We start from the raw sequence: 23462 nt of genomic DNA on the forward strand, positions 1-23462 counted from the left end.
ATAGTTATTAAGTGAAAATTTTATAAATTGTAAGCTTCTAATACTTAATCCCAGCCCATTTACTAGAATTGATTGGTGAAATTGTATTTAAATTTCCTATTAAATCACGAATATCCATTGATGGTCCTGCAGAATATACAGATACTATTTCCTCTGATTTTGCATCAAAAAACACTCGTGTTAAAAAAGCATTAGGACGGGTTTCATTTATCTTCCCAAGGGTAATTATAGCGTCTTTAATTTTAAGTTTTGCAGCATTCAAATCTTTGTGCATCAAATCTAAACCTTCGAAATGATACTCGTACATTGCATCCCGAAAAGGGCTAAAAGTATTAGAAAGCATATCGTTTATCAAAAAATAACGATTTTGATTTCCATCGGTTTGAGTCCAGCCTTTATAACCGCCAGAAATTGCAACATTGGCAACGTCTTGAGCAGTTTCCAAATATTTACTACCACCCTGTTTTGAAAAAGTATCGCTATCCATTCCAATTATTACATAACTATAAAATGCAATAACGGAAATTAAGTTAGAATCAAAATTGGTAGGATTGAAGGTCAAATTTTCAAATTCTGTATATCTAAATGAAAAATCCTTATCGTTAAAATTCAAAACAGGAGATGAATAGGAAGAATTATAAATTGGTCTAGAAGATTGTACTTGAATTGTTGCTGTAAATTGATCTGAATCATACGCCGTAACGGTTATAAACATTGAACAATTTATTTTTTCATCTTGCTTATACGCAACTCCTGTCCAATCTGTTTTATTTACAAATTCAGATAACGATTTTTCTAACGTTTTAAATATTTGTTTGTTGGTACTTGCCGCCTTATCAGCATTGACATTAATAGTGCAATTTAATTGTTGCGCTTGTACAATTCCAAAATATAAAAATAGTAGTAAACTGAATGTATTACGCATCATAATGGGCTATTATTTTATTTAAAATATCATTCGCAACGGCTTCTTTTGATTTTAATTCCATCGGTTCCACCTTTAAATTTTTATCAATAAAAGTAACTTTATTTGTTAAAAAACCAAATCCAGCACCTTTATCCTGCAAAGAATTTAGAACTATCAAATCTAGGTTTTTTTTCTGAACTTTCAACTTTGCATTCTCAATTTCATTTTCTGTTTCCAATGCAAAACCAATTAAAAACTGATTTTCTTTAATTGAACCCAATGAAGCCAATATATCTTTAGTTTTTTCTAATTCAATAGTTAACGTATCTTCTGACTTTTTTATTTTGTGAACAGCGCTATTTTTTGGTTTGTAATCTGCAACAGCCGCTGCACCAATAAAAACATCTGAAGTTGCAAAATATTTATGACATTCCTCATACATTTCCTGAGCAGAAACTACGCGAATCAATTGCACTAAATTATTTTCAATTGATAAATGAGATGGACCTGAAATTAAAATTACAGATGCACCAAAATTAGCTGAACTTTGCGCTAAATCAAAACCCATTTTTCCTGAAGAATGGTTGCCAATAAATCGAACTGGATCAATAGCTTCATACGTTGGACCTGCTGTAATGATTATTTTTTTACCTAATAAAGGCAACTTTTTTTCTAAATCTTTTTCTAAAAAAGCAACAATATTTTCAGGTTCCGCCATTCGACCTTCGCCTGAAAGTCCACTTGCTAATTCCCCACTTTCGGCTGGAATTATGGTATTTCCGAACAAATTTAATTTAGAAAAACTTTCAATTGTTGAAGGATGTTTGTACATATCCAAATCCATTGCAGGTGCAAAATAAACAGGACAATTTGCAGATAAATAGGTTGCTATTAAAATGTTATCACAAATTCCATTTGCCATTTTCGACAACGTATTTGCAGTAGCAGGAGCAATTACAATCAAATCCGCCCAAAGCGCAATTTCAACGTGATTGTTCCATTCTAAATTTTTATTAATGGTTTTAACTTGAGAAGTTGAATCCTCAGCTTCTTTATAAAAACTGGAAAAAACAGGTCTCTTGGAAAGTGTTGACAACGTCAAAGGCGTTATAAAAACCTTAGAAGCAGGTGTCATTATCACTTGGACATGTGCATCTGCTTTTATAAATAGCCGAACTAATGAAGCAGTTTTATAAGCAGCAATTCCACCAGAAATTCCCAGTACTATTTTTTTACCGCTTAAAACTGACATTAGTACTTATTTAGTTGAATCTCTGTAATAGATTTTATCATCCAGCCACTCTTGTACTGCAAGAGCGTGTGGTTTAGGTAATTTTTCATAAAATTTAGAAACTTCAATTTGCTCCTTATTTTCAAAAACTTCTTCTAAACTGTCATTGTAAGTTGCAAATTCTTCCAGTTTTTCGGTCAATTCTTTTTTGATTTCAGAATTAATTTGGTTTGCTCTTTTAGCCATAATTGTTATAGCTTCGTAAACATTACCAGTAGGCTCTTCTATAATACTCTTATTATAAGTAATTGTATTTACCGGGGCATTCGTCTTTTTTAAATTCATGACATTCTATTTATTTTGAAAATTGTTTTAAATCTGTGTCTATTCTCACCAACATTACGTCAGCTTTTTGTTTGTATTCTGAATTTGAATTAAATTTCACCAAATTAGAATATGCTGTTTTGGCAACATTCAAACGGTCTTGCATTTTTGTTGTAATACTATTAATAGCCAGTTGATAGGCAGAATCAAACTTATAAAACAAAGCTTTTTCTTTAAATGGCGTTCCTGGATAGTCAATGATAAAATTATCAAGAGCAATTATTGCGGACTTAAAATCAGAGATTTTGTTATATCCAAGTGCATTTTCGTATGCTTTTTTCTCTAATTTTTCTCTTAAACCTTTAACAACTATGTTAGCTTCAGCTAAATACGATGAATTAGGATACGTATCTATAAAATCTTGTAATTTTTGAATTGCTTTGTCTGTATCTGTTTGGTCTAAACTGTAAACTGGCGATAACATTGAATAACTTTTCGCTCCCAAATAAGATGCTTCTTCTATTTTATCACTTTTAGGATATCCAGCCGCAAAACTTTCAAATTGGTATCCAGACAAATAATATTGTTTTGTTTTGAAATAGCACTGTGAAAACATGTAAAACATTTTCTCAGCTTGGGGTTTTCCTCTAAAAGTTGGAGCAATTTGTTCAAAAAGACGAATTGCTTTTGAATATTTCCCATTTTCATATTGCTTTGTTGCAGCATCAAATTTAACTCCAAGATCTTCTGATTTTAAAGCCTTTTGATATTCACTACATGATGAAAAACCAACAACAATTAGAACTATAATTATAAATTTATTCATTTTTTTATTGAATTTTTGCAGATTTAATGGTATTTCAACCCTTTAAAAATCAATTGCAAATTTAGTTATTAATTTAACGACTACAAAATATTTTTTCTATTATTAAAAAACCTATTTATTGCTTATTTACTCTCCGTTTTATTTACAAATTCAGCAATCCTTGAAGCCAAATCAGCATCAACATTTACCAATGGCAAACGAACAGTATTTTCTGACAAACCCAGTGATTTAAATACCTCCTTAATCCCTCCAGGATTACCTTGCTCAAAAATCATATCTATGCTATTTGACAAAAAATAATGCAATTTATAAGCTTCATCGACTTTTCTATCCAACCCTAAATGAATTAATTCAGAAAATTGTTTTGGAAAACCTTGACCAATTACAGAAATTACACCGCTTCCGCCAGCCAAAACAATTGGTAAAGCCATCATATCATCGCCAGAAATAACCAGAAAATCCTTCGGTTTATTCTGAATTAATTGCATTGCCTGAACTAAATCTCCGGCAGCTTCTTTAATAGCAATAATATTATTGAAATCGTTTGCCAAACGAATCACAGTTGAAGGTAAAACATTGCTTCCCGTTCTTCCAGGTACATTATAAAGAATCACAGGAATTGGAGAAACATCTGCAATCGCTTTAAAATGCTGGTAAATTCCTTCTTGTGTGGGTTTATTATAATAAGGAGAAACCGAAAGAATAGCAACGAAATTTGAAAAATCTCTAGTTTGTAATTCCTCAATTACTTTTTTAGTATTATTTCCACCAACTCCCAAAACGAGGGGTAATCTTCCTTTATTTGCAGCAATAACCGTTTCAATTACCAATTCTTTTTCTTCTTGGTTTAAGGTCGCACTTTCAGCAGTAGTTCCAAGAATAACAAGATAATTAATCCCATTTTCAACTTGATAATTAACAATTTTAGTCAAGGATTCCACATCAACCGAAAAATCTTTTTTGAAAGGAGTAACAAGTGCAACTCCTGTCCCTATTAATGATTGCATATTATTGTTTTTATATTTTGTTTAATATTTTAAGATATTTAAATAATTCGTTAACGAACACTTGGCAATTTTGCGCATTTGCATCAATCATAAAGTGATTTACTCTTTTATCAATTGCTGCAAAGCCAACTTTAAATTTTGCTTTAGATTGATGTGAAACTAAAAGCAAAGGTGCTTTTTCAATATCATAATAATTAATTAGTAAATCAAATTCCGTAGCAACAAAAGATTGTATTACTGGTTTATCGAAATTAGCAGACCAACTCACCTCTTTATAGCTAAAAACCGAATAATTAAACACCTCTTTTTTCTTTACATTATCCCTAAAAACCAATACTTTAATAGCACTTTCTTCAATCCCGTATTTAATCAAATTCAATATCAAATCCTCTCTCTCAGATAAATTACTTTCATCATAAATAATTCCAACAGTTTTGATTAATCCATCTGAAGCAACAGACTTAACGTTTGATAACGATTTACTAACGATTTTTTTTATTAATAAATTCTTTATATTGTTCAAAAACATAGTACTTTTACTTAAATTACAAATTTAATTAAATAAGTTGCATTTCCGATGGTAAATCTAAAAAAGTATAACGTTGTTTTGAGGTTTTTTGTTTTATTCTTAACATTTCTTTTATCCGTTTCATGTGTTGAACAAAAATACTATGTCACAAAAATAGAAGGAAAGGATATTGGGATTACAAATGTAAATAGAGATGTTGCTGAAATTGAAGCTTTTGTTAAACCTTACCGGGAACACATTGATAAAGATTTAAATACTCCTATTTCGTATACGTCAGAAACATTAGATAAATCAGGACAATGGCAAACAACCATTGGTAACTTACTAGCTGACATGACTTTACAAAGAGGGAATACAATCTTTAATTCTCGTGAAAATAAAAAAATAGACCTATGCATACTTAATAATGGCGGAATTCGATCCATAATTCCTAAAGGAAATATTACCCTAAAAACAGCTTTTGAAGTTATGCCTTTTGAAAACACATCCATAGTTGTTGCTTTAAAAGGAGAACAAATATTAGAAATGGTAAATTATTTTATTTCCGAGAAAAAACCACACCCAATATCAGGAATTCAATTCACAATTGATAAAAATAATAAGTCAAAAAACATCCTAATTCAAGGGTTACCATTAGATATTGAAAAAATATATTATGTAGTTACCTCCGATTACCTATCAAACGGAGGAGATAGGATGGATTTCTTCAAAAAAGGAATAGCGACTTATGATTTAAATTATAAATTGAGAAACATCTTAATAGATTACTTAAAAGAGACACCAAACTTACCAATTTTAAAAGACAAACGAATACTAATCGAATAATATTTTGGAGCGAAAAGGCAATAATAATCAGCAAATATAATTCATGCCTTCCTTCCAATCAGCGCTAAAAAGCACAGGATTTTCCCTCCAGTCGGGGCTAAATAATAAATCATAAACCTTTTGGAATTTACCTAAAAAAACAAAAATGAAAAGAAGAGAATTCATACAAAAAACAGCAGCAAGCACAGCATTAATGGGATTAGGATTGTCCTTAAGCAGTTTCAAATCATCCGATAAAACGGATATAAAACACTTAACAATTCTTCATACTAACGATGTTCATTCCTATATAGACCCGTTTCCAGCAGATCATCCTCGAAATCCAAATATGGGTGGCGTTGCCAGAAGAGCCGCATTAATTGAAAGCATTCGTCAAGAAAATCCAAACCTATTATTGCTCGATGCAGGCGATATATTTCAAGGTACACCCTATTTTAATTATTACGGTGGCGAATTAGAATTGAAATTAATGAGCATGATGAAATACGACTTGGGAACAATGGGAAATCACGATTTCGACAACGGAATTGACGGTTTTTATTCTCAAATGCACAATGCCAATTTTGATTTTGTAACTTCAAATTACAACTTTGAAAATACTGTCCTTCAAGGAAAAACAAAACCGTTCAAAATATTTAATAAAAACGGAATTAAAGTTGGAATTTTCGGAATTGGAATTGAATTAGCCGGATTAGTTGATAAAAAAAACTACAAAGAAACTATGTATTTAAACCCTGTTGAAACCGCTCAAGAAATGACTAGAATTCTAAAACAGGAGCAAAAGTGTGATCTTGTAATTTGTCTTTCGCACCTTGGTTACAAATACAAAGACGAACCAGAAAAAATTTCTGATGTAAAATTAGCAACGCTAACCAAAGACATCGACCTCATTATTGGCGGACATACCCATACCTTTTTAGACAAACCAACAGTTCTGAAAAATAGCGAAGGAAAAGAAGTAATTGTCAATCAAGCAGGTTGTTACGGGATAAATTTAGGACGTATTGACTTTTATTTTGATAACGATAAATCAAAATCTCATAATGGAAAAAGTATCATTGTTTAATATAATACCATTAATCCTTTTCTAACATTATAATAAAATCATCCTCCGAAATAATTGGGATCTTCAATGAATTTGCTTTTTCAAGTTTCGCAGGTCCCATATTATCTCCAGCAACAACGTAATCCGTTTTAGCGGAAATAGAACTTCCTACTTTACCGCCATTATCTTCGATGGCTTTTTTCAAATCATCACGTGAAAATTTCTCAAAAACACCAGAAACCACAAAGGTTTTTCCAGTTAATTTGTCGGTTGCGTTAGGATTAATTTTTTCAATAATTTCAAACTGAACTCCTTGTATTTTTAATTTTTCAATAATCTCTTTATTAATTAGATTCTCAAAAAAGTCAAGTACGCTTTGCGCAATTCGCTCTCCAATTTCATCCACCAAAACCAAATCCATAAAACTGGCTTTGCTTAAAGCGTCAATATTTTTGTAATGTTTGGCTAATTTTTTGGCTACTGTTTCTCCAACAAATCGAATTCCAAGAGCAAATAATACATTTCCAAATGGCACGTTCTTAGAATTTTCAACGCCTTTAACCAAATTCTCTGCTGACTTCTGAGCCATTCTTTCCAATGGCAAAATCTGTACAACTGTTAAATTGTACAAATCGGCATAATTATGAACCAAACCATTATTGAATAACAACGCAACCGTTTCACCCCCAAGTCCTTCAATATCCATCGCTTTTCGAGAAATAAAATGCTGAATTCTACCAATAATTTGAGGTGGGCAACCATAATAATTTGGACAATAATGATTGGCTTCACCTTCAGAACGCACTAATTCTGTTTGGCATTCTGGACAATGAGTGCTATATAGTGTAGGAATTGAATTTATCGGACGCTTACTTAAATCAACTGCAATAATCTTAGGAATAATTTCACCCCCTTTTTCAACAAAAACTTCATCGCCAATACGAATATCCAATTTTTCAATTTGATCCGCATTGTGCAAAGAGGCTCTTTTTACAATAGTTCCCGCCAATTGAACAGGTTCTAAATTGGCAACAGGCGTAATTGCACCCGTTCGACCAACTTGATATGAAATCGAGTTCAATCGGGTGGAAACTTGTTCCGATTTGAACTTGTATGCCATTGCCCAACGAGGCGATTTTGCAGTAAAACCTAATTCATCTTGGTGTTGAAATTGGTTGACTTTTACCACTACGCCATCCGTTTCATAAGGCAATTTATGTCTGTGGACATCCCAAAAATCTATAAACTCAAATACTTGGTCTAAATTCCGAGCTAATTTAGGCTCGTTTGGAACTTTAAAACCCCAACTTCTTGCACTTTCTAAACTTTCTATTTGAGAACGAAAGGACAAATTCGGACCTATTATAAAATACAACAAACAATCCAAAGGACGTTTTGAAACTTCTGCACTGTCTTGTAATTTTAAACTCCCAGATGCGGTATTTCTCGGATTAGAATACGGCAATTCGCCAATATCCATAAGCTCTTGGTTCATCTTTTCAAAACCAGAAAATGGCAAAATTATTTCTCCACGAACATCAAATTTTTCAGGGAAATTGCCTTTTAATTTTAACGGAATTGACTTAATCGTTTTGATATTATTGGTAACATCATCGCCTTGAAAACCATCGCCACGAGTTACTGCCCGTTTTAATTCTCCGTTTTCATAAGTAATACTTATTGATGCACCGTCATATTTCAATTCGCACACATATTCCAAAGGAACATCGCCCAAAACTTTTTGGATTCGTTTTTCCCATTCAATCAAATCTTCTTTGGAATAGGAATTATCCAAAGAATACATTCTGTAGTCGTGTTGAACGGTTTTAAAGTTTTTTGTAATAGTTCCACCAACGCGCTGTGTTGGCGAATTTTCATCAAAAAAATTAGGATATTTATGTTCTAAATCTTGAAGTTGTTTTAGTTTAAAATCAAATTCAAGGTCAGAAATCGTAGGTTTATCCAACACATAATAGTTATAATTGTGTTGGTTTAATTCTTCGCGAAGTTGATTGATGGTTTGTTGAACGGACATTTGAAAAAGACTGTTTTTAGTTTCTTAATTAAAGTACTAAAATAATCAAATTAATGAATTAAAGTTAGCACGGAATAACATTTTTTAAACTTTGCCTAAATAAAACGGGAGGGAAATTCCCAATGCTGTCAATTCCTTTCTTTTCTTGTTATGAAATTGAAGAGAAAAAAGATCAATTCCTTTATTTAGATGCTCTTCACTATTGTGGGCTTCATTATATTCTTCCTCTGTGTAGGTATTATATTTTTCAAGTAAGTCTTTTTCATGTTTTCGATAGGAAGTTACGAAATCAAATACATATAGCATTAACAAATTAAGAAGATTGTTAAAAACAAACAATAGCTATTTAATATCCATAATGATTTGTAAATATCTAATGTATTTACTTTTAAAATTTTGATTATAGTCAATACATTTTTATTATTCCTTCATAAAAATGTAGAAAACAACATTTTTTCATTTGAAAAAGTGTGTATTATTCCATTTATTCAAATGGAAAAAATGTACATTTGCAATTATTTTGACATTAAAAATTTAATTATGAATAGAATACTAATTCAAGAGCTGGTTCTTTGGAAAAATTCCAAAAATAGAAAACCATTAATTATTCAAGGCGCAAGACAAGTAGGAAAAACTTGGTTGATGAAAGCATTTGGAAAACAAGAATTTGAACAAGTAGTGTACCTCAATTTTGAAAGTAGCAGCCGATTAAAAAATTTATTTACCGTTGATTTTAACATCGAACGAATCCTATCGATTATCGAAATAGAATCCGGTCAAAAAGTGATTCCAGAAACTACTTTACTCATTTTTGACGAAATTCAAGAAGTAGAAAAGGGATTGACTTCTTTGAAATATTTTCAGGAACAAGCACCACAGTATTATATCGTTGCTGCAGGTTCATTGCTTGGTATTTCGTTGCAAAAAAACAATTCTTTTCCTGTTGGAAAAGTTGATTTTATGAAATTGTACCCCTTGAGTTTTATGGAGTTTTTAGACAATAATAGCGAACAATCATTAGCAAAACAACTACGAAATAAAAATTGGGAGGTAATTGATGCTTTTCACGAAAAGTTGACGGATCAATTGCGCTTGTATTATTTTATTGGAGGAATGCCTGAAGTTGTTGCAAATTATTTGGAAAACAAAAATTTAGAAACCGTAAGAAGATTGCAACAAAAAATAATCATTGGCTATGAAAATGATTTTGCAAAATATGCACCCAATACAATAGTTCCAAAAATAAAACTCGTATGGAATTCTTTAATTAGCCAATTAGCCAAAGAAAATAGAAAATTTATTTATGGTCAAATTAAGAAAGGTGCTAGAGCAAATGATTTTGAAATGGCAATTAATTGGATGGTTGATGCAGGTTTAGTTTTAAAAATAAACCGAATTGAAAAGCCCACAATGCCATTAAATGCATACACTGATATTGATTCTTTTAAATTATTTTTAGTCGATATTGGTTTGTTAAATGCTATTGGCAATTTGGACAAAAAAATACTATTGGAGAAAAACACTATTTTAAGTGAATATAAAGGCGCGTTAACTGAACAATTTGTTTGTCAGCAATTAAAGATTAAAACAGAAATTTATTATTGGGTGGCGCCAAATGCAACGGCCGAAATAGATTTTGTATTACAATTTAGAAACGAAGTTATTCCAATAGAAGTCAAGGCAGAAGAAAATCTAAAATCAAAAAGTTTAAAGGTTTTTGTGGGAAAATTTGAAAACAATAACGCCATAAGAACCTCGATGAGTAAATTCAGGAGAGAAGACTGGCTGACAAACATTCCTTTGTATGCCATTGACGGAATTATCAGTTAGGGTTTTCTATTTACACGATAATTCCGTTATTTCATCTAAAACAAAACAACAAATTTAAAAGAAATAACATTTTAATTACGATTCAATAATTGTATCAATTTGTTTGAACAATTGTCATTAATTAAAAAAGTTATTTAAGACTCAATAATAGAATTTACTTGTTTGAATAATTGTCCGTCACTCAAGAAAGAACCTTGCTGAATCAATTCAAAAAGCGATTGATTTCTATCTTCTGTAAATTCTTTTTTGCCAATTTTCATTTCAATTGTATCGGTAAACATGTTGTCGCTCAACCATTGCAAACCTTCTTTTGTCAAAAAATTAGTTTCGGAAACCAATGATTTCAAGACAATCGATTTTACGTATGTATCAAAACAGTGAAAAAGGAAAATATGATTTTTTGAGAAATGCTCTAAATATTCTGTTTTCGAAAGTACGCCTTCCCAAACCAAATCTGAGAAAACGTCTAATTCTTGTTCGGCAATTTGAGGTTGTTCTATTTTAATTTTGTCCCATTCGGCTTTATCAATAGCTTGAGTAGAAAGAAAATTAATGAATTCGGAGTGCATTTCTTCAAATTGCTCTTTAGTAAGTCGAGAGTATTTCATGTCATTACGAGGAACGAAGTAATCTGTTCCTATATTTTAGTTAATATATATTACAAATTTTTAGATGAGATTGCTTCGTACCTCGCAATGACATCAAACAAAAAAATCCCGATTTTCATCGGGATTCAATTATATGAATTTAGAAATTATGCTTTTTCAGCAACAATTTCATAAGCTAATTCAACTATTACATCTCTGTGTAAACGAACAGAAGCAGTATATTTTCCTGTTCTTTTTACGATTCCACTTGTGATAAATTTTCTGTCAATTTCTTGACCACCTTTTGCTAAAGCTGCAGCGATATCAATATTCGTGATTGAACCGAATAATTTTTCTCCACCTGCTTTTGCAAACAGTTTAATTTCGATTGCTTTCAACGCTTCTGCTAATGCTTTGGCATCGTTAACAACTTTAGCTTCTTTGTGAGCTCTTTGTTTTAGGTTTTCAGCCAATACTTTTTTTGCAGAGGCTGTAGCTAAATGTGCGTGACCTTGAGGTATTAAAAAGTTGCGACCATAACCATTTTTTACAGTTACCACATCATCTTTAAAGCCTAAATTTTGTACGTCTTGTTTTAATATAAGTTCCATGTTGTTGTCCTTTGTTATTAGAAGTTAGTCCCGATTTTTATCGGAACAACAACTGTTAATTTTTAATTATTTTAGTAAATCCGCCACATAAGGCATTAAAGCTAAGTGACGCGCTCTTTTCACAGCTACTGACACTTTTCTTTGGTATTTTAATGAAGTTCCTGTTAAACGACGAGGAAGAATTTTCCCTTGCTCATTAACGAATTTCAATAAGAAATCTGCATCTTTATAATCGATATATTTGATACCAGATTTTTTGAAACGACAATATTTCTTTGCCTTATTTGTTTCTATGTTCAAAGGCGTAAGATATCTGATATCCCCGTCTTTTTTTCCTGAAGCTGATTGTTGTAATGTTGACATAATGATTACGCTTTAGATGATTTTAATTTTGTTCTTCTTCTTTCAGCCCAAGAAATAGCGTGTTTGTCTAAACTTACAGTTAAGAAACGCATGATTCTCTCGTCACGTCTAAATTCAGTTTCAAATGCAATAAGAACTTCTCCTGCAACTTTGAATTCGAATAAATGGTAAAAACCACTTTTCTTGTGTTGGATTTCGTAAGCCATTTTTTTCAGGCCCCAATCCTCTTTTGATACCATTTCTGCTCCTCTGGATGTAAGAAAATCTTCGAATTTGCTTACTGTTTCCTTTACCTGAACTTCAGATAAAACGGGATTTAAAATGAAAACAGTTTCATAATGATTCATAAAAATATATTTTATTGTTAATTTGGATGCAAAAGTAGCTTAAATTATTGAATTCACAAACAAACTTTGAACTTTTATTCAATTAAGAAAAGGAAACCCAAAATATTGAGTTTCCTTTCCCTTTTTATTATTAAAAATGATACTTGAGATTTAAACCCGACCAAAAATAAGCTTTGCTTGAACCTGGATTTACATCTGTTTTCATTCTAGGGAAATTACTTCCAGTATCCACATCATTAATATTACCTCCTAAAAACAAAAAGGTGTAATTCGTTTGATTGGTCAAATTATTTCCTGCTACAAATAAATCCAAACTGTATTTCTTGTTTTTAGAGGACAATTTATATCCCAATTTTGCATTTAACAAGCCAAAACCTTTAACCAAATTCGTATTTGCGAAATCAGAATACACATCACTTAAATAATTATAGGTTGTATTCAAATAAATTCCTGAAGGCGAAACAAAATCAACTCCTACAGAATATTTTTTCGCAGGAACCCCTACAACAGTTTTATTTGAAAAATCAGTTAAAACACCACTGCCAACTTTCGTAGAAAAATCAGTGTATTTGAAATCATAATAAGAGAAATTTACAAACGAAGTCACTTTTGAAATAATTGAATTTGATTTTGTTTCATATACATATCCAATACTCGCTTCCAAACCTTTATTCAATTGATTTCCTGTATTTGCAGTGTAATTATAACTTCCTCCAGCTAGATTTGCGGCACTTAATTGGGTTAGTTTATTATTAATATTCATATTAAAAAGTGATACTTGATAATCAAATCGGGTATTGAATAGTAAACCCTGAGCTGAAACTTCATACATTTTAGCTTTTTCAGGAAGCAATTCATCATTTGTTTTGTTAAGATCTTTTATATATGATGTTGAAGCCGTTGGTGCATTATATCCTTCACTGTAAGTAATATTAAAAATTTGATTTTTATATGTTTTTTGAACCGCAATATGAGGATTTAAAGATGTTTTAAATGATTTATTAAATGATGTGTTTTTTGTATTTCCAACAATTAGTCCTGGCAAAGCCAATAAATCAACTCGGTCATAGTCAATGTGATTTCCACTTATACCAAGAATAACAGATAAATCTGCCTTTATGAAATTGATTCTATCGTGAATAAAAACAGATTGCTGGTTGGTTGTATATTTGTAATAAGCACCATCCGCAATAGCAGTTACCAACAACGGGTTCGTGTCGTCAGTTCCAGTAAATCTGAAGCTTGACGCTAACGATTTACATTGTTGAATTTCTGTTCCAACATTCAACACATTTTCAATAGAAGAAGAAAGATCGTTTGACTTGGTAAAAACAGAACGAATTCCATAATTTGGTGAATTTGTTTGTCCAGAAGCTCCTGCAGAAACACTTTCTATATCAGTTCCAGAGTAAAAAAGCACCGTAGAATTACTAAATGATTTGGTAAATTTAAAGTTATTAGAAACACCAAAACGAGTAGATTGCATATTTAAATGCGCGTTTTTCTTAGCATAAGCATCATTCCCAGGGTCATTATTGGCATAATAATCAGCGTATGGAATTTGACCAGAAATTCCTTCGTGTGAAAAATTATGACTTAAAAACACAGAAACAGTTTGCTTGTCAGAAAATTTAAAGTCGCCTTTGTAGGTAAAAAAATTCTTTAAACTTTCACCGTGAGGGCGATATCCATCCGATTGAAGATGTCCATAATTCAAAAACATTGAAGCATTATCAGTTACATAATCCAAGCGAGTATTGGTTTGCAATAACCCAAAAAAACCCGCAGTTGTATTCTGACTCAATGAGGTTCCTTTTTCTTCTGAATTTTTCAAATAAAAGCGAACAACTCCACCAACACCGCCACCATACATCGTAGCCGCTGGTCCTTTTATCACTTCAATATTATCGACAACAGAAAAATCTACATCGTCTAAAATCGTAACTCCTTCTGCATTTGTCAAAGGAAATTGATTGTAATAGGCTTTAATTCCCCAATTGTTGAATTTTTGATCGTTACCATAACCTCGAATAACAATTCGTTGCCCTCCAACTTGCGTTCTTTTATCGACTTGTACACCCGCCATAACACCTAAGCTTTGTTCTAAAAAAGCAGGATTGTTCCGGTTCAATTCCTCCGAAGTTAATACCTCGGCCATTTGCCCGTGTCGTTTAAATTCTGCCCGTTCTTTTAATGTTTTTTTACGAGCTTTGACTGAAACATTTTTTAAATTGTTGATAGAATCTTGCTTTGTTTGCGCTTCAATTTCAAACGAAAGCAACGTAGCTATTAATAGTATAACTATTTTAATTTTCATCTTTTTGTTTTTATTATTAATAATGATTGTAAGGCAAAATTTGCCTTGAATTAAATGGTTTCTTCTAAGATTAAATCGCTTAAAGCAAATTTAAAACCCAAACGAAATTGCCACTACTTTATAGGTGTAAATCAGAAATTGAATTCCGAATTAAGCACTATAAATTAGTAGTTTCACTTAAAACTAATTTAATATTAATTATGAAAAACGGGTTGGTGGCGATACAACAGACAAAGTTCTATCGGAATTACGAATGATTAATCTATCGAAAATAGAAGTCGTTGAAATACAATAACGTTGTGGGATTACAATTTCTTTAGAAGGCAGAAATAAAGCAAAAAATAAGGAATTTATAGTTTGCATTGATTTTTTACCATTTGAGTTTTTTTCAAAAAAATCATTTACATAACTTTCTAAATTTTGAAATAATTTCTTTTCTTGAATGTCATCAATGCATTTTAAAATACCTGATTTTTCTATTTTTACAATATCATATATTCTGCCATTGTACCAAAATTCTTTGTCACTTTCTTCCCATTTAAAAGACTTTTCCTTTGAAATTATAATAAAATTAAAAAACTGGTATTCATTGGCATTTAAACTTTTCTTGATTTTTATTTTCATTTCTGACTTAATACTATATTTCATAATACTAAAACCGATGAAGTATCCACCAATTTGGTATATGAAAATAGAAAAAAGTAAGTAAAAAATGATTTTTTTCATATCAGGAAAACATTCCTATTGTAAACTGTGATACGAAAGTAGTTTATTTTAATAAACAATCAAAAAACGAAATAAAATCAACATTAAATATGAAAAAAAACCTAAAATAAAATTTGTAAACATTAATAAAAATCGACATTTAGAATCACTCGAATAGAACGATACGAAGGAACTGCTTCAAAACTATTGAGCATTTTCTGAATTGTTTTTTTTGTATTTACAATAGAAATATTCAACGGAATTTTCACCATTATCGTTCGGATATATTCATTGCGAATCCTGCTAATTGGCGGTTCTTCAGGACCTAAAACAGGCATTGGAAGATTTTGCTGCATCACTTGATACAGCCACATGGAGCCTTGTTTGAGTTTGTCGAAATCTCGATGTTTTAAAGTCAGTTTGACCAATTTAAAATACGGCGGATATTTATAAATTTGTCGTTCATACAATTGCTCGTTGTACATTCCCACATAATCATTTTTGGTAACTTGCTGAATCGTATTGTGCAATGGCGAATAGGTTTGAATGATAACTTTACCTTGTTTTTCTGAACGTCCAGATCGTCCTGAAACCTGCGTCATCATTTGAAAACTTCTTTCAAAAGCCCTAAAATCGGGATGATACAGCATATTATCGGCATTCATAATTCCTACCAAAGTTACATTATCAAAATCCAAACCTTTTCCAAGCATTTGGGTCCCAACCAATATATCAATTTCCCGGTTCTTGAAACTGTCAATTATTTTTTCAAAACCAAATTTCCCTCTTGTCGTATCTTGATCCATTCGTCCAATTTTATGACTTGGAAAAAGTTCTAATAATTCTTGCTGAATTTGTTCCGTTCCAAAACCTTTCGTCGTTAAATCTACACTTGAACAAGCGTGACAATTGGTAGGTTTCGCAATAGAATACCCACAATAATGACACCGCAATTGGTTTTTATGTTTGTGATATGTCAAACTCACATCACATTGTTGGCATTGCGGCACGTGTCCACAAGTCATACATTCCAATAATGGCGAGTACCCGCGTCGGTTTTGAAACAAAATCACTTGTTCACCTAAAGCTAATGTGTTGGTAATTTTTTCAATTAAAACATCGCTGAAATGTCCCACCATTTTTTTTCGAAAGTACTTGTCTTTCAAATCTACCAATTCAATTTCTGGCATCAGTACATTTCTGTAACGCTCAAAAATTTCCACAAAACCATATTTCCCTGATTTTGCATTGTAATAGGTTTCCATACTTGGCGTTGCAGAACCTAAAAGCACTTTCGCTTTTTGCAAATTTGCCAAAACTATTGCCGCATCTCGGGCGTGATATCGTGGCGCAGGATCAACTTGCTTGTAGGTTTGTTCGTGTTCCTCATCGACAATTATGAATCCTAAATCTTGAAATGGCAAAAACAAAGCCGACCTCGCTCCTATAACAATTTGCGCTTTTTCAGAATTTTCTAAAACCTGATTCCAAACTTCTACCCGTTCATTATTGCTGTATTTAGAATGAAAAACTGCCACTTTATTTCCAAAATGCGCTCGCAATCTTCCTACTAATTGTGTGGTTAAAGCTATTTCTGGCAACAAATACAAGACTTGTTTTCCTGTGGCAATATATTCTTCTATGAGTTTGGTGTAAATTTCAGTTTTCCCGCTGGAAGTAACTCCGTTCAAAAGACAAACTTCTTTTTGCTTTAAATTTTCCTGAATTGCTTCAAATGCGGTTTGCTGCGCAACACTCAATTTTAGTTGGTTTTCACTCGATTTTCCTTTAAAATTCACGCGGTCTTCCTGAAGATAATATTCTTCAAATATTTCTTTGTCAATTAATGCTTTTACAATTGCGGTTGTGGAATTGGCTGCTTCTGTAAGCTTTTTAACTGTGATTGGTTTTTTTTCTGTTGCCGATAATTGAAAATAAGAAAGTACAATTTCCTTTTGTTTCGTAGCATTTTTCAATGTTTCAAGTAATTCGCCTAAACCTTCATTCGAATCAAATTTAGCATTTAAGCGAACATAACGCACTAATTTAGGTTTGTAGTTTTCCAACATTTCTTCTTGTAAAACCAAGATATTTTTGTCAATTAATTTTTGAAGAATTGGAAAAATATTTTTCTTATTCAAAATGGCAATAATATCTTGAACTTTCAACGAACTTTGTTGTTGCAAAGCCTGATAAATCAAAAATTCATCATCAGAAAGTTGGCTTTCATCAACAAATAAATCTTGTTTTTGAGAAATTACGGTTTCACTTTCCAGTAATAAAGCACTTGGAATTGCACCCCGATAAACATCACCAATCGCACACATATAATAAGACGCAATCCATTGCCAATGCGCGATTTGAGTTTCGGTAACCAATGGTTTTTCATCCAAAATTTGATGAATTTCTTTGGCTTCATATAAGGTTGGGGCGTTTTGATGCAATTCGATTACCAACGCCGTGTAGATTTTACTTTTCCCGAAAGGCACCGCCACTCGAATTCCTTTTTTTATATAGTTGAATTCTGCTTCAGAAATCCTATAGGTAAAGGTTTTGGCGAGGGAAAGCGGTAAAATTACTTCGACGAAAAACTGCATTTATATTTGGTTGTAAGTTATAGAGAATTGATAAATATTATTATTTTTTGAAGCTACCTGCCTGACGGCAGTCAGGTTTCCCGCTTTCCGTTTCAATATTTTTTGTTTCTAAAGAAAAAACAAAAAAGGATTTCCACTTCAATCGGGGCTATTCCAATAGTATGTAATCATAAATAAAATCGTTAATTTGTTCACATTTAGAATCAAATTTCAAAACGATTCTTGAAGTTAATTTATTTATCCAATTTTCAATTTCTTCAAATGAATTTAAATTATTTAAAAAGTTTAAAAGATTATTTTCTCCTGTAAAAACATCAATAAAAAGTATAATATCTTCTTTGAAACTATCTGCATAATTTTCTTCAGTCTTGTTCAAACTGTTCTCAAAATAGGATATTTTTTCTTCAAAACTTAACATATGTCTTTTGATAAATGATATTCTTTTGTTTCTTTTGAATTAATAGTTTTTTCAATAAAAATTAAATTGTTTACAGGGTTTTCAATAGTTAAAAATACAGGTAAATCATTCATATTTAAAACTAAAGTAACGATATAATCATTTTTATATTCAGAAGCCATTAAAAACTCTTTTTCAGTTAATCTAAATCTTCCTTTTTCCTCTCTAATTCCTTTAACTTCGGCTAAATAAGAACTTTCATTAACACTAATTTGAAAATCATATCCGTCTCCATATAATCTTGCATCTTCTAAAATTCCATTATTAAAAGTTGAAATTTCGTTGAAATTATTCATAAAATACAGTTCGGCTTCCAATCCTGTTTCTTGAAGTTTTTTAAATCTTGATTTCACAATGGGTTTAACTTCAACAAAAAGTTCATTTATCTTATAATTTTCTTTCAAATATAATTTTACAATATCTGAATATCCTTTAACATTTTCATTTCCAAATAAACTATCAATCAATTTTTTTCTATGAATATAAGCATCTCCTTTTTGCCACCAACCTTTTCTACCGTTGTTTGGGAAAAATGGGTCAAATAAATCCATTCTATTTTTTACAACACTTCCTGTTTCAACTATTCCAATTTCTACGAAATAGTTAAAAAAATTAGTTTTGGTATTAAAGCCAAATTCCTTTATAAATGAGTTATCAAATTTGGATAATCCATAACCAAGCAAGTTTAGAATTTCATAATTTTCGTGTTTATTTGCTTTTTGCTCCATAAATTAAGCAATAAATTTAAAAGCATAGTTTTCTTGAGTTGGAAAAGGAATATTTTCTACTTCAAAAAGTAGTTGTTGCAAAGCATCTTCGGCAACAATATTTACTTGTTCTTCGACTTGTTTGTATTCTACAAAGTTATTTAAAACTTTTATTGCATCCTCTTCGTAATGCTTTGAAACTCCGTTTCGATAATTGTGTAAATAATGAGTAATCAAAGCCTTGTCGAAAGGTTCAACAAATTTAATTTGATATTTTTTATCATCAAATTCTTCAATACTCACTGTTTGCTTACCTACTATCATTTACTTTTTATGCTTTAGGCAAAATTACAATTAAATTTTCAAAATTCGGAAGTTAATGTTTTGCGATTCGGTTTGTCTAAATGACAAGTCTAGTTTTATGTGATTCTTCTTGAATCGGAATGAAAACATATTTAAACACCTCAAATTATTTTATTCGTTCCCAATATTGTGTTCTCCCGAAGAGTGAAATCCCTATGTAGCCTCGCACTTTGAGCTTATCGGCTCCTTCAAGTGTGATGTAGCATTTATATAATTTTCCGCTTTTAGGGTCAAGAATTTTCCCGTTGCAATATTCATCTCCTTCTTTTACAAGCCCTTTGATTACGGTTAATCCTAATATGGCTTTGTTTTTATCGTCACCAGTGCAGTTTTCACAAACGCGGTTTCGACTTTTAGGATTGAAAATCTCGTTGACTTTTCCGTAAATTTTATTGTTATGCTCAAAGATTTCCACAACAGAAACTATTTTTCCTGTTACGTCGTCAATAGTGTTCCATTTTCCAATAACGCCGTGGGATTGCCCGTGAAATTGTGTGGAAAGGAGAAGTAAAATAAAACATACAATTGTCTTCATACCGTAAACGTTTTTAGCCCTGATAGCAGCGGCATCCCACGCTTTTGGGCGTGGATATAGCGGATAGCAGGATTAGCTTCAAAAAAAAATACTTATTCTAATTTTTTAACTTTTAATTTGCTGATTATTGAATTCAACTCAAATCCGAGCAATAAAATCATGCAATTTATCCAAATATAGAACATCATTATCAATAATGTGCCAATGGAGCCATAAAGTTCGTTGTATTTTGAGAATTTGATTACCCAAATCCCAAAGAAATACGAAGAAATTATGACAAGAATAGTTGTGAATACAGAGCCTATCGTAATAAATGGCGGTTTGTTTTTTTGTTTGGTTCCAAATCGAAACAGAACAGAAATTGTAACCAAAATCATCAAAATTACAAAAGCATAGCGTCCTAAAATAATGAGTGGAATTCGGTCGCTGAGCATGTCTTGAAGCATTGTTTTTTGGATGAAAACTTCAAAGACTACAATGGCGGAAACCGTTATAATCAGTAGGAAAGACAGCAATAACGACATCGCCAAAGCTATTAAATACTGCTGAAAAAATCCTCTTTTTTCCAAAACGTGGCGCGACGATTCAAAGCCTCCAAGGATTCCGTTGAGACCGTTTGCCATCAAGAAAATCGACAATAAAAACCCTGTAGAAACCAATCCCGAGTGGCTATTATTGAGAATATCGTTGACAATATTGGCAATGGCATCGTAGGTATTTGGGGGCACGCCTTCCTTGACAAATTGCAAAAAATCAGCTTGAAAACCTTCAATTGGAATGTAAGGAATGAGGTTCAAAATGAACAATGCAAAAGGAAATAATGCCATGAAAAAGCTGAATGCAACGGCACTTGCGTGATAGGACAAGGCGCCTTCCAAGATTCCAACAGAGTACAATTTTATCAAATCAAAAAGCGATAAACCATGTAACCATAAGGGTTTTATCCGTTGCAAAACGTGAACAATATTCCGAAGTACTGGTATTTTTTCTATTTGCATTAAATTTATAATTATTTTTTAAACGCTTTCAAACTCAAATCCATATTATAAATCGAGTGCGTTAATGCCCCCGAAGAGATATAGTTTACGCCACATTCGGCATAATTTCTAATGGTTGCCTCGTTGATATTTCCAGACGATTCCGTGAGGCATTTATCGCCAATCATTGCCACCGCTTTTCGAGTATCATCGTAATTAAAATTATCAATCAAAATCCTGAAAACGCCATCGTTCGTCAAAATTTCTTCTATTTCATTGAGGTTTCTTGCCTCGACAATTATCTTTAAATCCAATGCATTTTCCTCCAAATACGCCTTTGTTTTCATGATTGCAGCCTTAATTCCTCCAGCAAAATCGTTGTGATTGTCCTTGATCATAATCATATCGTACAATGCAAATCGGTGGTTTTCGCCACCTCCAATTTTCACCGCCCATTTTTCACACGCTCTAAAACCAGGTGTCGTTTTGCGCGTATCCAAAATCTTGGCGTTGGTTCCTTCCAAAAGCCGTACGTATTTTTGCGTTTTCGTAGCAATAGCGCTCATTCGCTGCATCGAATTCAGTACCAAACGTTCCGCTTTCAATATAGATTGCGAGCTTCCTGAAACGTGAAAAACCACATCGCCTCTTTTTACGGGTGCACCGTCATTGATGAAAGTTTCGATTTCCAAGTCAGAATCTACATATTCGAAAATCATTTTTGCAAACGCAACGCCCGCAATTATGCCTTCGTCTTTCACCAATAATTTTGCTTTTCCCTTTGCAGATTTGGGAATACAAGCCAATGAACTAAAATCGCCAGCACCCACATCTTCCCGAATGGCGTTGGAAATTATCAAGTGTAACTCGTTTTGAAACTGTGATTCGCTAATCATTTTTCTGAAATTTACAGAATGCTAATGTAGAATTTATTTCGGGAATTTGAAAGTTTGAAATTAATAAAAATAGAATCAAACCATTTTAGGGAAATTCAATCTTAAAAATAAAATAGTTTATTATCTTTGAAAAAAAAATCCCATGAGCCAAAACATCATTCTCAACAATCAAGAAATTGAACACAAAATCACAAGAATTGCGTACCAAATTTTTGAGACTTTCGTTGACGAAAAAGAAATTGTGATAGCTGGAATTGCTTCTAATGGATTTGTATTTGCAAAGAAAATCGCTAAAGAATTAGAACGGATTTCAACAATAAACATACTACTTTGCGAAGTTTTAATAAACAAACAAAACGTAAACGCGCCAATTACTACTTCGTTATCTAAAGAAAAATACGAAAATAAAGGATTGGTATTAGTAGATGATGTTCTAAGTTCAGGAACTACATTAATATATGGTGTAAAGCATTTTTTAGATGTTCCTTTAAAGAAATTAAAAACAGCTGTATTAGTTGATAGAAACCACAAGAAATACCCAGTAAAAGCCGATTTCAAAGGGATTTCTCTTTCTACTTCATTACTAGAACACGTGCAAGTTGTTTTTGATGAAAAAGGTGATTATGCCTATTTAAGCTAAAATAGTTTCTATTTCGGCAAGAATAACCTCAACAGATTTATCGTCTATATTTATTTTATGTTGCGCTTGATTGTAATAAAAACTTCTATCAAATAGATTTTTCGCAATAAATTCCTTCATTTCCTCCGTGCTTTTATTGGCAATTAAAGGTCTTTGAGTATTTTCGTTTTTTACTCTTTCATATAATGTTGAAACCGAACCCTTCAAATAAATTGAAAAAACATTCTCGCCTTTCAATAATTCATGATTATTTGCATAGCAGGGTGTTCCACCACCTAAACTTAAAATAAAACTATCTTGATTTTTTATTAATTCAGTAAAAATATTGTGTTCTAATTTTCTGAAATAGATCTCCCCTTTATCGGAAAATATTTTTTTTACGGTAGAATTTTCTCTTTTTTCGATAATTTCATCCAAATCTAAATAGGGCAAAGTACCTTTTTCGGCGAGTAATTTTGCAATAGTTGACTTCCCACAACCCATATAACCTAACAAAATGATTTTTTTCATAGCAACAATGCCTTATAAACTAAGGCGTTAAGATTATTTGATTAAAAAAGTAAATTTATAAATAAAATACCTTTGAAAAATAAATAATAACGCCTTATATTTGCACCCGCATTGAAGGAATAAAATTGACTCGATAGCTCAGTTGGTAGAGCACATCACTTTTAATGATGGGGTCCTGGGTTCGAGCCCCAGTCGGGTCACAAAATGACTTTAAATTTTTTATAACTTCTTGCACAGACTCGATAGCTCAGTTGGTAGAGCACATCACTTTTAATGATGGGGTCCTGGGTT

At 31.8% G+C, this 23462-nt stretch carries 26 protein-coding genes and 2 tRNA genes (1 of these 28 cut by a window edge); 6 read left to right on the forward strand and 22 right to left on the reverse strand.

Translation table 11 applies throughout. The features are described 5' to 3' along the window. Window positions 1-37: 37 nt before the first annotated feature. The 6 genes from porD to AC9UEH_RS02030 form a co-directional block, all read right to left on the reverse strand. Window positions 38-925, reverse strand: coding sequence for a type IX secretion system protein PorD (porD, locus tag AC9UEH_RS02005; protein ID WP_509528033.1), 888 nt, complete (start codon window positions 923-925; stop codon window positions 38-40). Further along, window positions 918-2159 (reverse strand): bifunctional phosphopantothenoylcysteine decarboxylase/phosphopantothenate--cysteine ligase CoaBC, encoded by a 1242-nt coding sequence (gene coaBC / locus AC9UEH_RS02010; RefSeq protein WP_509527958.1) that lies wholly within the window; start codon window positions 2157-2159, stop codon window positions 918-920. Before coaBC ends, porD begins: the two co-directional genes overlap by 8 nt. A 6-nt stretch (window positions 2160-2165) precedes the next feature. Next, window positions 2166-2483: a DNA-directed RNA polymerase subunit omega gene (locus AC9UEH_RS02015; RefSeq protein WP_509527959.1), complete on the reverse strand. Its 318-nt coding sequence runs from the start codon at window positions 2481-2483 to the stop codon at window positions 2166-2168. A 10-nt stretch (window positions 2484-2493) separates the two neighbouring features. Continuing rightward, window positions 2494-3288 (reverse strand): outer membrane protein assembly factor BamD, encoded by a 795-nt coding sequence (locus AC9UEH_RS02020; RefSeq protein ID WP_509527960.1) that lies wholly within the window; start codon window positions 3286-3288, stop codon window positions 2494-2496. 122 nt (window positions 3289-3410) lie between these two features. Further along, a complete protein-coding gene (gene dapA, locus AC9UEH_RS02025; protein ID WP_509527961.1) occupies window positions 3411-4295 on the reverse strand; it encodes a 4-hydroxy-tetrahydrodipicolinate synthase in 885 nt (294 codons plus the stop codon). A gap of 10 nt (window positions 4296-4305) precedes the next feature. Continuing rightward, a complete protein-coding gene (locus AC9UEH_RS02030) occupies window positions 4306-4824 on the reverse strand; it encodes a DUF6913 domain-containing protein (RefSeq protein ID WP_509527962.1) in 519 nt (172 codons plus the stop codon). Between the two features lie 48 nt (window positions 4825-4872). Between AC9UEH_RS02030 and AC9UEH_RS02035 the strand changes: the two genes are divergently transcribed. Continuing rightward, window positions 4873-5649 carry a 5'-nucleotidase C-terminal domain-containing protein gene (locus tag AC9UEH_RS02035; RefSeq protein WP_509527963.1) on the forward strand — a complete coding sequence of 259 codons (777 nt, stop codon included), beginning with the start codon at window positions 4873-4875 and terminating at the stop codon, window positions 5647-5649. A 145-nt stretch (window positions 5650-5794) separates the two neighbouring features. Further along, window positions 5795-6715, forward strand: a complete 921-nt coding sequence (locus AC9UEH_RS02040) for a bifunctional metallophosphatase/5'-nucleotidase (protein ID WP_509527964.1) — start codon at window positions 5795-5797, stop codon at window positions 6713-6715. 10 nt (window positions 6716-6725) lie between these two features. Here AC9UEH_RS02040 and ligA read toward each other — a convergent pair whose 3' ends face one another. Both ligA and AC9UEH_RS02050 read right to left on the reverse strand, forming a co-directional pair. Continuing rightward, window positions 6726-8729, reverse strand: coding sequence for an NAD-dependent DNA ligase LigA (gene ligA / locus AC9UEH_RS02045; protein WP_509527965.1), 2004 nt, complete (start codon window positions 8727-8729; stop codon window positions 6726-6728). A gap of 84 nt (window positions 8730-8813) precedes the next feature. Then, on the reverse strand, window positions 8814-9035 hold the full coding sequence (locus AC9UEH_RS02050; RefSeq protein WP_509527967.1) for a hypothetical protein: 222 nt from the start codon (window positions 9033-9035) through the stop codon (window positions 8814-8816). A gap of 234 nt (window positions 9036-9269) precedes the next feature. Here AC9UEH_RS02050 and AC9UEH_RS02055 point away from each other — a divergent pair, with 234 nt between their 5' ends. Next, on the forward strand, window positions 9270-10559 hold the full coding sequence (locus tag AC9UEH_RS02055; protein ID WP_509527969.1) for an ATP-binding protein: 1290 nt from the start codon (window positions 9270-9272) through the stop codon (window positions 10557-10559). 134 nt (window positions 10560-10693) lie between these two features. On the opposite strand, the gene AC9UEH_RS02060 is transcribed toward AC9UEH_RS02055, so the two are convergent. The 13 genes from AC9UEH_RS02060 to nadC all read right to left on the reverse strand — a co-directional run bounded on the left by AC9UEH_RS02060 (window position 10694) and on the right by nadC (window position 22021). Next, a complete protein-coding gene (locus tag AC9UEH_RS02060; protein WP_509527970.1) occupies window positions 10694-11167 on the reverse strand; it encodes a DUF6495 family protein in 474 nt (157 codons plus the stop codon). A 146-nt stretch (window positions 11168-11313) separates the two neighbouring features. Next, window positions 11314-11757 carry a 50S ribosomal protein L9 gene (gene rplI / locus AC9UEH_RS02065; protein ID WP_509527971.1) on the reverse strand — a complete coding sequence of 148 codons (444 nt, stop codon included), beginning with the start codon at window positions 11755-11757 and terminating at the stop codon, window positions 11314-11316. A 66-nt stretch (window positions 11758-11823) separates the two neighbouring features. Further along, window positions 11824-12120 carry a 30S ribosomal protein S18 gene (gene rpsR / locus AC9UEH_RS02070; RefSeq protein ID WP_126743063.1) on the reverse strand — a complete coding sequence of 99 codons (297 nt, stop codon included), beginning with the start codon at window positions 12118-12120 and terminating at the stop codon, window positions 11824-11826. Window positions 12121-12125: 5 nt separating this feature from the next. Then, the gene (gene rpsF, locus AC9UEH_RS02075) at window positions 12126-12467 is read right to left on the reverse strand and encodes a 30S ribosomal protein S6 (protein WP_509527973.1); all 342 of its coding nucleotides are present in this window, start codon (window positions 12465-12467) and stop codon (window positions 12126-12128) included. A gap of 130 nt (window positions 12468-12597) precedes the next feature. Then, window positions 12598-14784 carry a TonB-dependent receptor gene (locus tag AC9UEH_RS02080; RefSeq protein ID WP_509527975.1) on the reverse strand — a complete coding sequence of 729 codons (2187 nt, stop codon included), beginning with the start codon at window positions 14782-14784 and terminating at the stop codon, window positions 12598-12600. A gap of 198 nt (window positions 14785-14982) precedes the next feature. Beyond that, window positions 14983-15510, reverse strand: a complete 528-nt coding sequence (locus AC9UEH_RS02085) for a hypothetical protein (RefSeq protein ID WP_509527976.1) — start codon at window positions 15508-15510, stop codon at window positions 14983-14985. A 122-nt stretch (window positions 15511-15632) separates the two neighbouring features. Further along, window positions 15633-18086: a replication restart helicase PriA gene (gene priA, locus AC9UEH_RS02090; RefSeq protein WP_509527977.1), complete on the reverse strand. Its 2454-nt coding sequence runs from the start codon at window positions 18084-18086 to the stop codon at window positions 15633-15635. Between the two features lie 148 nt (window positions 18087-18234). Next, window positions 18235-18504 (reverse strand): hypothetical protein, encoded by a 270-nt coding sequence (locus tag AC9UEH_RS02095; RefSeq protein ID WP_509527978.1) that lies wholly within the window; start codon window positions 18502-18504, stop codon window positions 18235-18237. Continuing rightward, window positions 18498-19271 (reverse strand): protein NO VEIN domain-containing protein, encoded by a 774-nt coding sequence (locus AC9UEH_RS02100; protein ID WP_509527979.1) that lies wholly within the window; start codon window positions 19269-19271, stop codon window positions 18498-18500. The genes AC9UEH_RS02095 and AC9UEH_RS02100 overlap by 7 nt, the downstream gene beginning before the upstream one ends. Window positions 19272-19274: 3 nt before the next feature. After that, window positions 19275-19574: a hypothetical protein gene (locus AC9UEH_RS02105; RefSeq protein WP_509527980.1), complete on the reverse strand. Its 300-nt coding sequence runs from the start codon at window positions 19572-19574 to the stop codon at window positions 19275-19277. 145 nt (window positions 19575-19719) lie between these two features. After that, on the reverse strand, window positions 19720-20148 hold the full coding sequence (locus AC9UEH_RS02110; RefSeq protein ID WP_509527981.1) for a DUF2147 domain-containing protein: 429 nt from the start codon (window positions 20146-20148) through the stop codon (window positions 19720-19722). A gap of 92 nt (window positions 20149-20240) precedes the next feature. After that, entirely contained in the window at window positions 20241-21146 is a 906-nt protein-coding gene (locus AC9UEH_RS02115) for a YihY/virulence factor BrkB family protein (protein WP_509527982.1), read from the reverse strand. Between the two features lie 11 nt (window positions 21147-21157). Next, window positions 21158-22021 (reverse strand): carboxylating nicotinate-nucleotide diphosphorylase, encoded by an 864-nt coding sequence (gene nadC, locus AC9UEH_RS02120; RefSeq protein WP_509527983.1) that lies wholly within the window; start codon window positions 22019-22021, stop codon window positions 21158-21160. A 142-nt stretch (window positions 22022-22163) separates the two neighbouring features. Here nadC and AC9UEH_RS02125 point away from each other — a divergent pair, with 142 nt between their 5' ends. Then, the gene (locus AC9UEH_RS02125) at window positions 22164-22661 is read left to right on the forward strand and encodes a phosphoribosyltransferase domain-containing protein (protein WP_509527984.1); all 498 of its coding nucleotides are present in this window, start codon (window positions 22164-22166) and stop codon (window positions 22659-22661) included. Here the strand turns inward: AC9UEH_RS02125 and AC9UEH_RS02130 are convergent. Further along, complete coding sequence (locus AC9UEH_RS02130) at window positions 22653-23171, reverse strand: shikimate kinase (RefSeq protein WP_509527985.1); 519 nt, start codon at window positions 23169-23171, stop codon at window positions 22653-22655. The genes AC9UEH_RS02125 and AC9UEH_RS02130 overlap by 9 nt on opposite strands. Window positions 23172-23298: 127 nt before the next feature. On the opposite strand from AC9UEH_RS02130, the gene AC9UEH_RS02135 reads away from it, so the two are divergent. Both AC9UEH_RS02135 and AC9UEH_RS02140 read left to right on the forward strand, forming a co-directional pair. Continuing rightward, a tRNA-Lys gene (locus AC9UEH_RS02135) sits at window positions 23299-23371 on the forward strand. Window positions 23372-23407: 36 nt separating this feature from the next. Further along, a tRNA-Lys gene (locus AC9UEH_RS02140) sits at window positions 23408-23462 on the forward strand (it continues 118 nt past the right edge of the window).

This window comes from Flavobacterium sp. (assembly GCF_040402835.1).
In the GTDB taxonomy this organism is placed as follows: domain Bacteria; phylum Bacteroidota; class Bacteroidia; order Flavobacteriales; family Flavobacteriaceae; genus Flavobacterium.

What these genes read in the sequence shown, in the direction of transcription:
- porD (WP_509528033.1), bottom strand. Translation starts at nt 925, where the DNA reads ATGCGTAATACATTCAGTTTACTACTATTTTTATATTTTGGAATTGTA.
- coaBC (WP_509527958.1), bottom strand. Translation starts at nt 2,159, where the DNA reads ATGTCAGTTTTAAGCGGTAAAAAAATAGTACTGGGAATTTCTGGTGGA.
- AC9UEH_RS02015 (WP_509527959.1), bottom strand. Translation starts at nt 2,483, where the DNA reads ATGAATTTAAAAAAGACGAATGCCCCGGTAAATACAATTACTTATAAT.
- AC9UEH_RS02020 (WP_509527960.1), bottom strand. Translation starts at nt 3,288, where the DNA reads ATGAATAAATTTATAATTATAGTTCTAATTGTTGTTGGTTTTTCATCA.
- dapA (WP_509527961.1), bottom strand. Translation starts at nt 4,295, where the DNA reads ATGCAATCATTAATAGGGACAGGAGTTGCACTTGTTACTCCTTTCAAA.
- AC9UEH_RS02030 (WP_509527962.1), bottom strand. Translation starts at nt 4,824, where the DNA reads ATGTTTTTGAACAATATAAAGAATTTATTAATAAAAAAAATCGTTAGT.
- AC9UEH_RS02035 (WP_509527963.1), top strand. Translation starts at nt 4,873, where the DNA reads ATGGTAAATCTAAAAAAGTATAACGTTGTTTTGAGGTTTTTTGTTTTA.
- AC9UEH_RS02040 (WP_509527964.1), top strand. Translation starts at nt 5,795, where the DNA reads ATGAAAAGAAGAGAATTCATACAAAAAACAGCAGCAAGCACAGCATTA.
- ligA (WP_509527965.1), bottom strand. Translation starts at nt 8,729, where the DNA reads ATGTCCGTTCAACAAACCATCAATCAACTTCGCGAAGAATTAAACCAA.
- AC9UEH_RS02050 (WP_509527967.1), bottom strand. Translation starts at nt 9,035, where the DNA reads ATGCTATATGTATTTGATTTCGTAACTTCCTATCGAAAACATGAAAAA.
- AC9UEH_RS02055 (WP_509527969.1), top strand. Translation starts at nt 9,270, where the DNA reads ATGAATAGAATACTAATTCAAGAGCTGGTTCTTTGGAAAAATTCCAAA.
- AC9UEH_RS02060 (WP_509527970.1), bottom strand. Translation starts at nt 11,167, where the DNA reads ATGAAATACTCTCGACTTACTAAAGAGCAATTTGAAGAAATGCACTCC.
- rplI (WP_509527971.1), bottom strand. Translation starts at nt 11,757, where the DNA reads ATGGAACTTATATTAAAACAAGACGTACAAAATTTAGGCTTTAAAGAT.
- rpsR (WP_126743063.1), bottom strand. Translation starts at nt 12,120, where the DNA reads ATGTCAACATTACAACAATCAGCTTCAGGAAAAAAAGACGGGGATATC.
- rpsF (WP_509527973.1), bottom strand. Translation starts at nt 12,467, where the DNA reads ATGAATCATTATGAAACTGTTTTCATTTTAAATCCCGTTTTATCTGAA.
- AC9UEH_RS02080 (WP_509527975.1), bottom strand. Translation starts at nt 14,784, where the DNA reads ATGAAAATTAAAATAGTTATACTATTAATAGCTACGTTGCTTTCGTTT.
- AC9UEH_RS02085 (WP_509527976.1), bottom strand. Translation starts at nt 15,510, where the DNA reads ATGAAAAAAATCATTTTTTACTTACTTTTTTCTATTTTCATATACCAA.
- priA (WP_509527977.1), bottom strand. Translation starts at nt 18,086, where the DNA reads ATGCAGTTTTTCGTCGAAGTAATTTTACCGCTTTCCCTCGCCAAAACC.
- AC9UEH_RS02095 (WP_509527978.1), bottom strand. Translation starts at nt 18,504, where the DNA reads ATGTTAAGTTTTGAAGAAAAAATATCCTATTTTGAGAACAGTTTGAAC.
- AC9UEH_RS02100 (WP_509527979.1), bottom strand. Translation starts at nt 19,271, where the DNA reads ATGGAGCAAAAAGCAAATAAACACGAAAATTATGAAATTCTAAACTTG.
- AC9UEH_RS02105 (WP_509527980.1), bottom strand. Translation starts at nt 19,574, where the DNA reads ATGATAGTAGGTAAGCAAACAGTGAGTATTGAAGAATTTGATGATAAA.
- AC9UEH_RS02110 (WP_509527981.1), bottom strand. Translation starts at nt 20,148, where the DNA reads ATGAAGACAATTGTATGTTTTATTTTACTTCTCCTTTCCACACAATTT.
- AC9UEH_RS02115 (WP_509527982.1), bottom strand. Translation starts at nt 21,146, where the DNA reads ATGCAAATAGAAAAAATACCAGTACTTCGGAATATTGTTCACGTTTTG.
- nadC (WP_509527983.1), bottom strand. Translation starts at nt 22,021, where the DNA reads ATGATTAGCGAATCACAGTTTCAAAACGAGTTACACTTGATAATTTCC.
- AC9UEH_RS02125 (WP_509527984.1), top strand. Translation starts at nt 22,164, where the DNA reads ATGAGCCAAAACATCATTCTCAACAATCAAGAAATTGAACACAAAATC.
- AC9UEH_RS02130 (WP_509527985.1), bottom strand. Translation starts at nt 23,171, where the DNA reads ATGAAAAAAATCATTTTGTTAGGTTATATGGGTTGTGGGAAGTCAACT.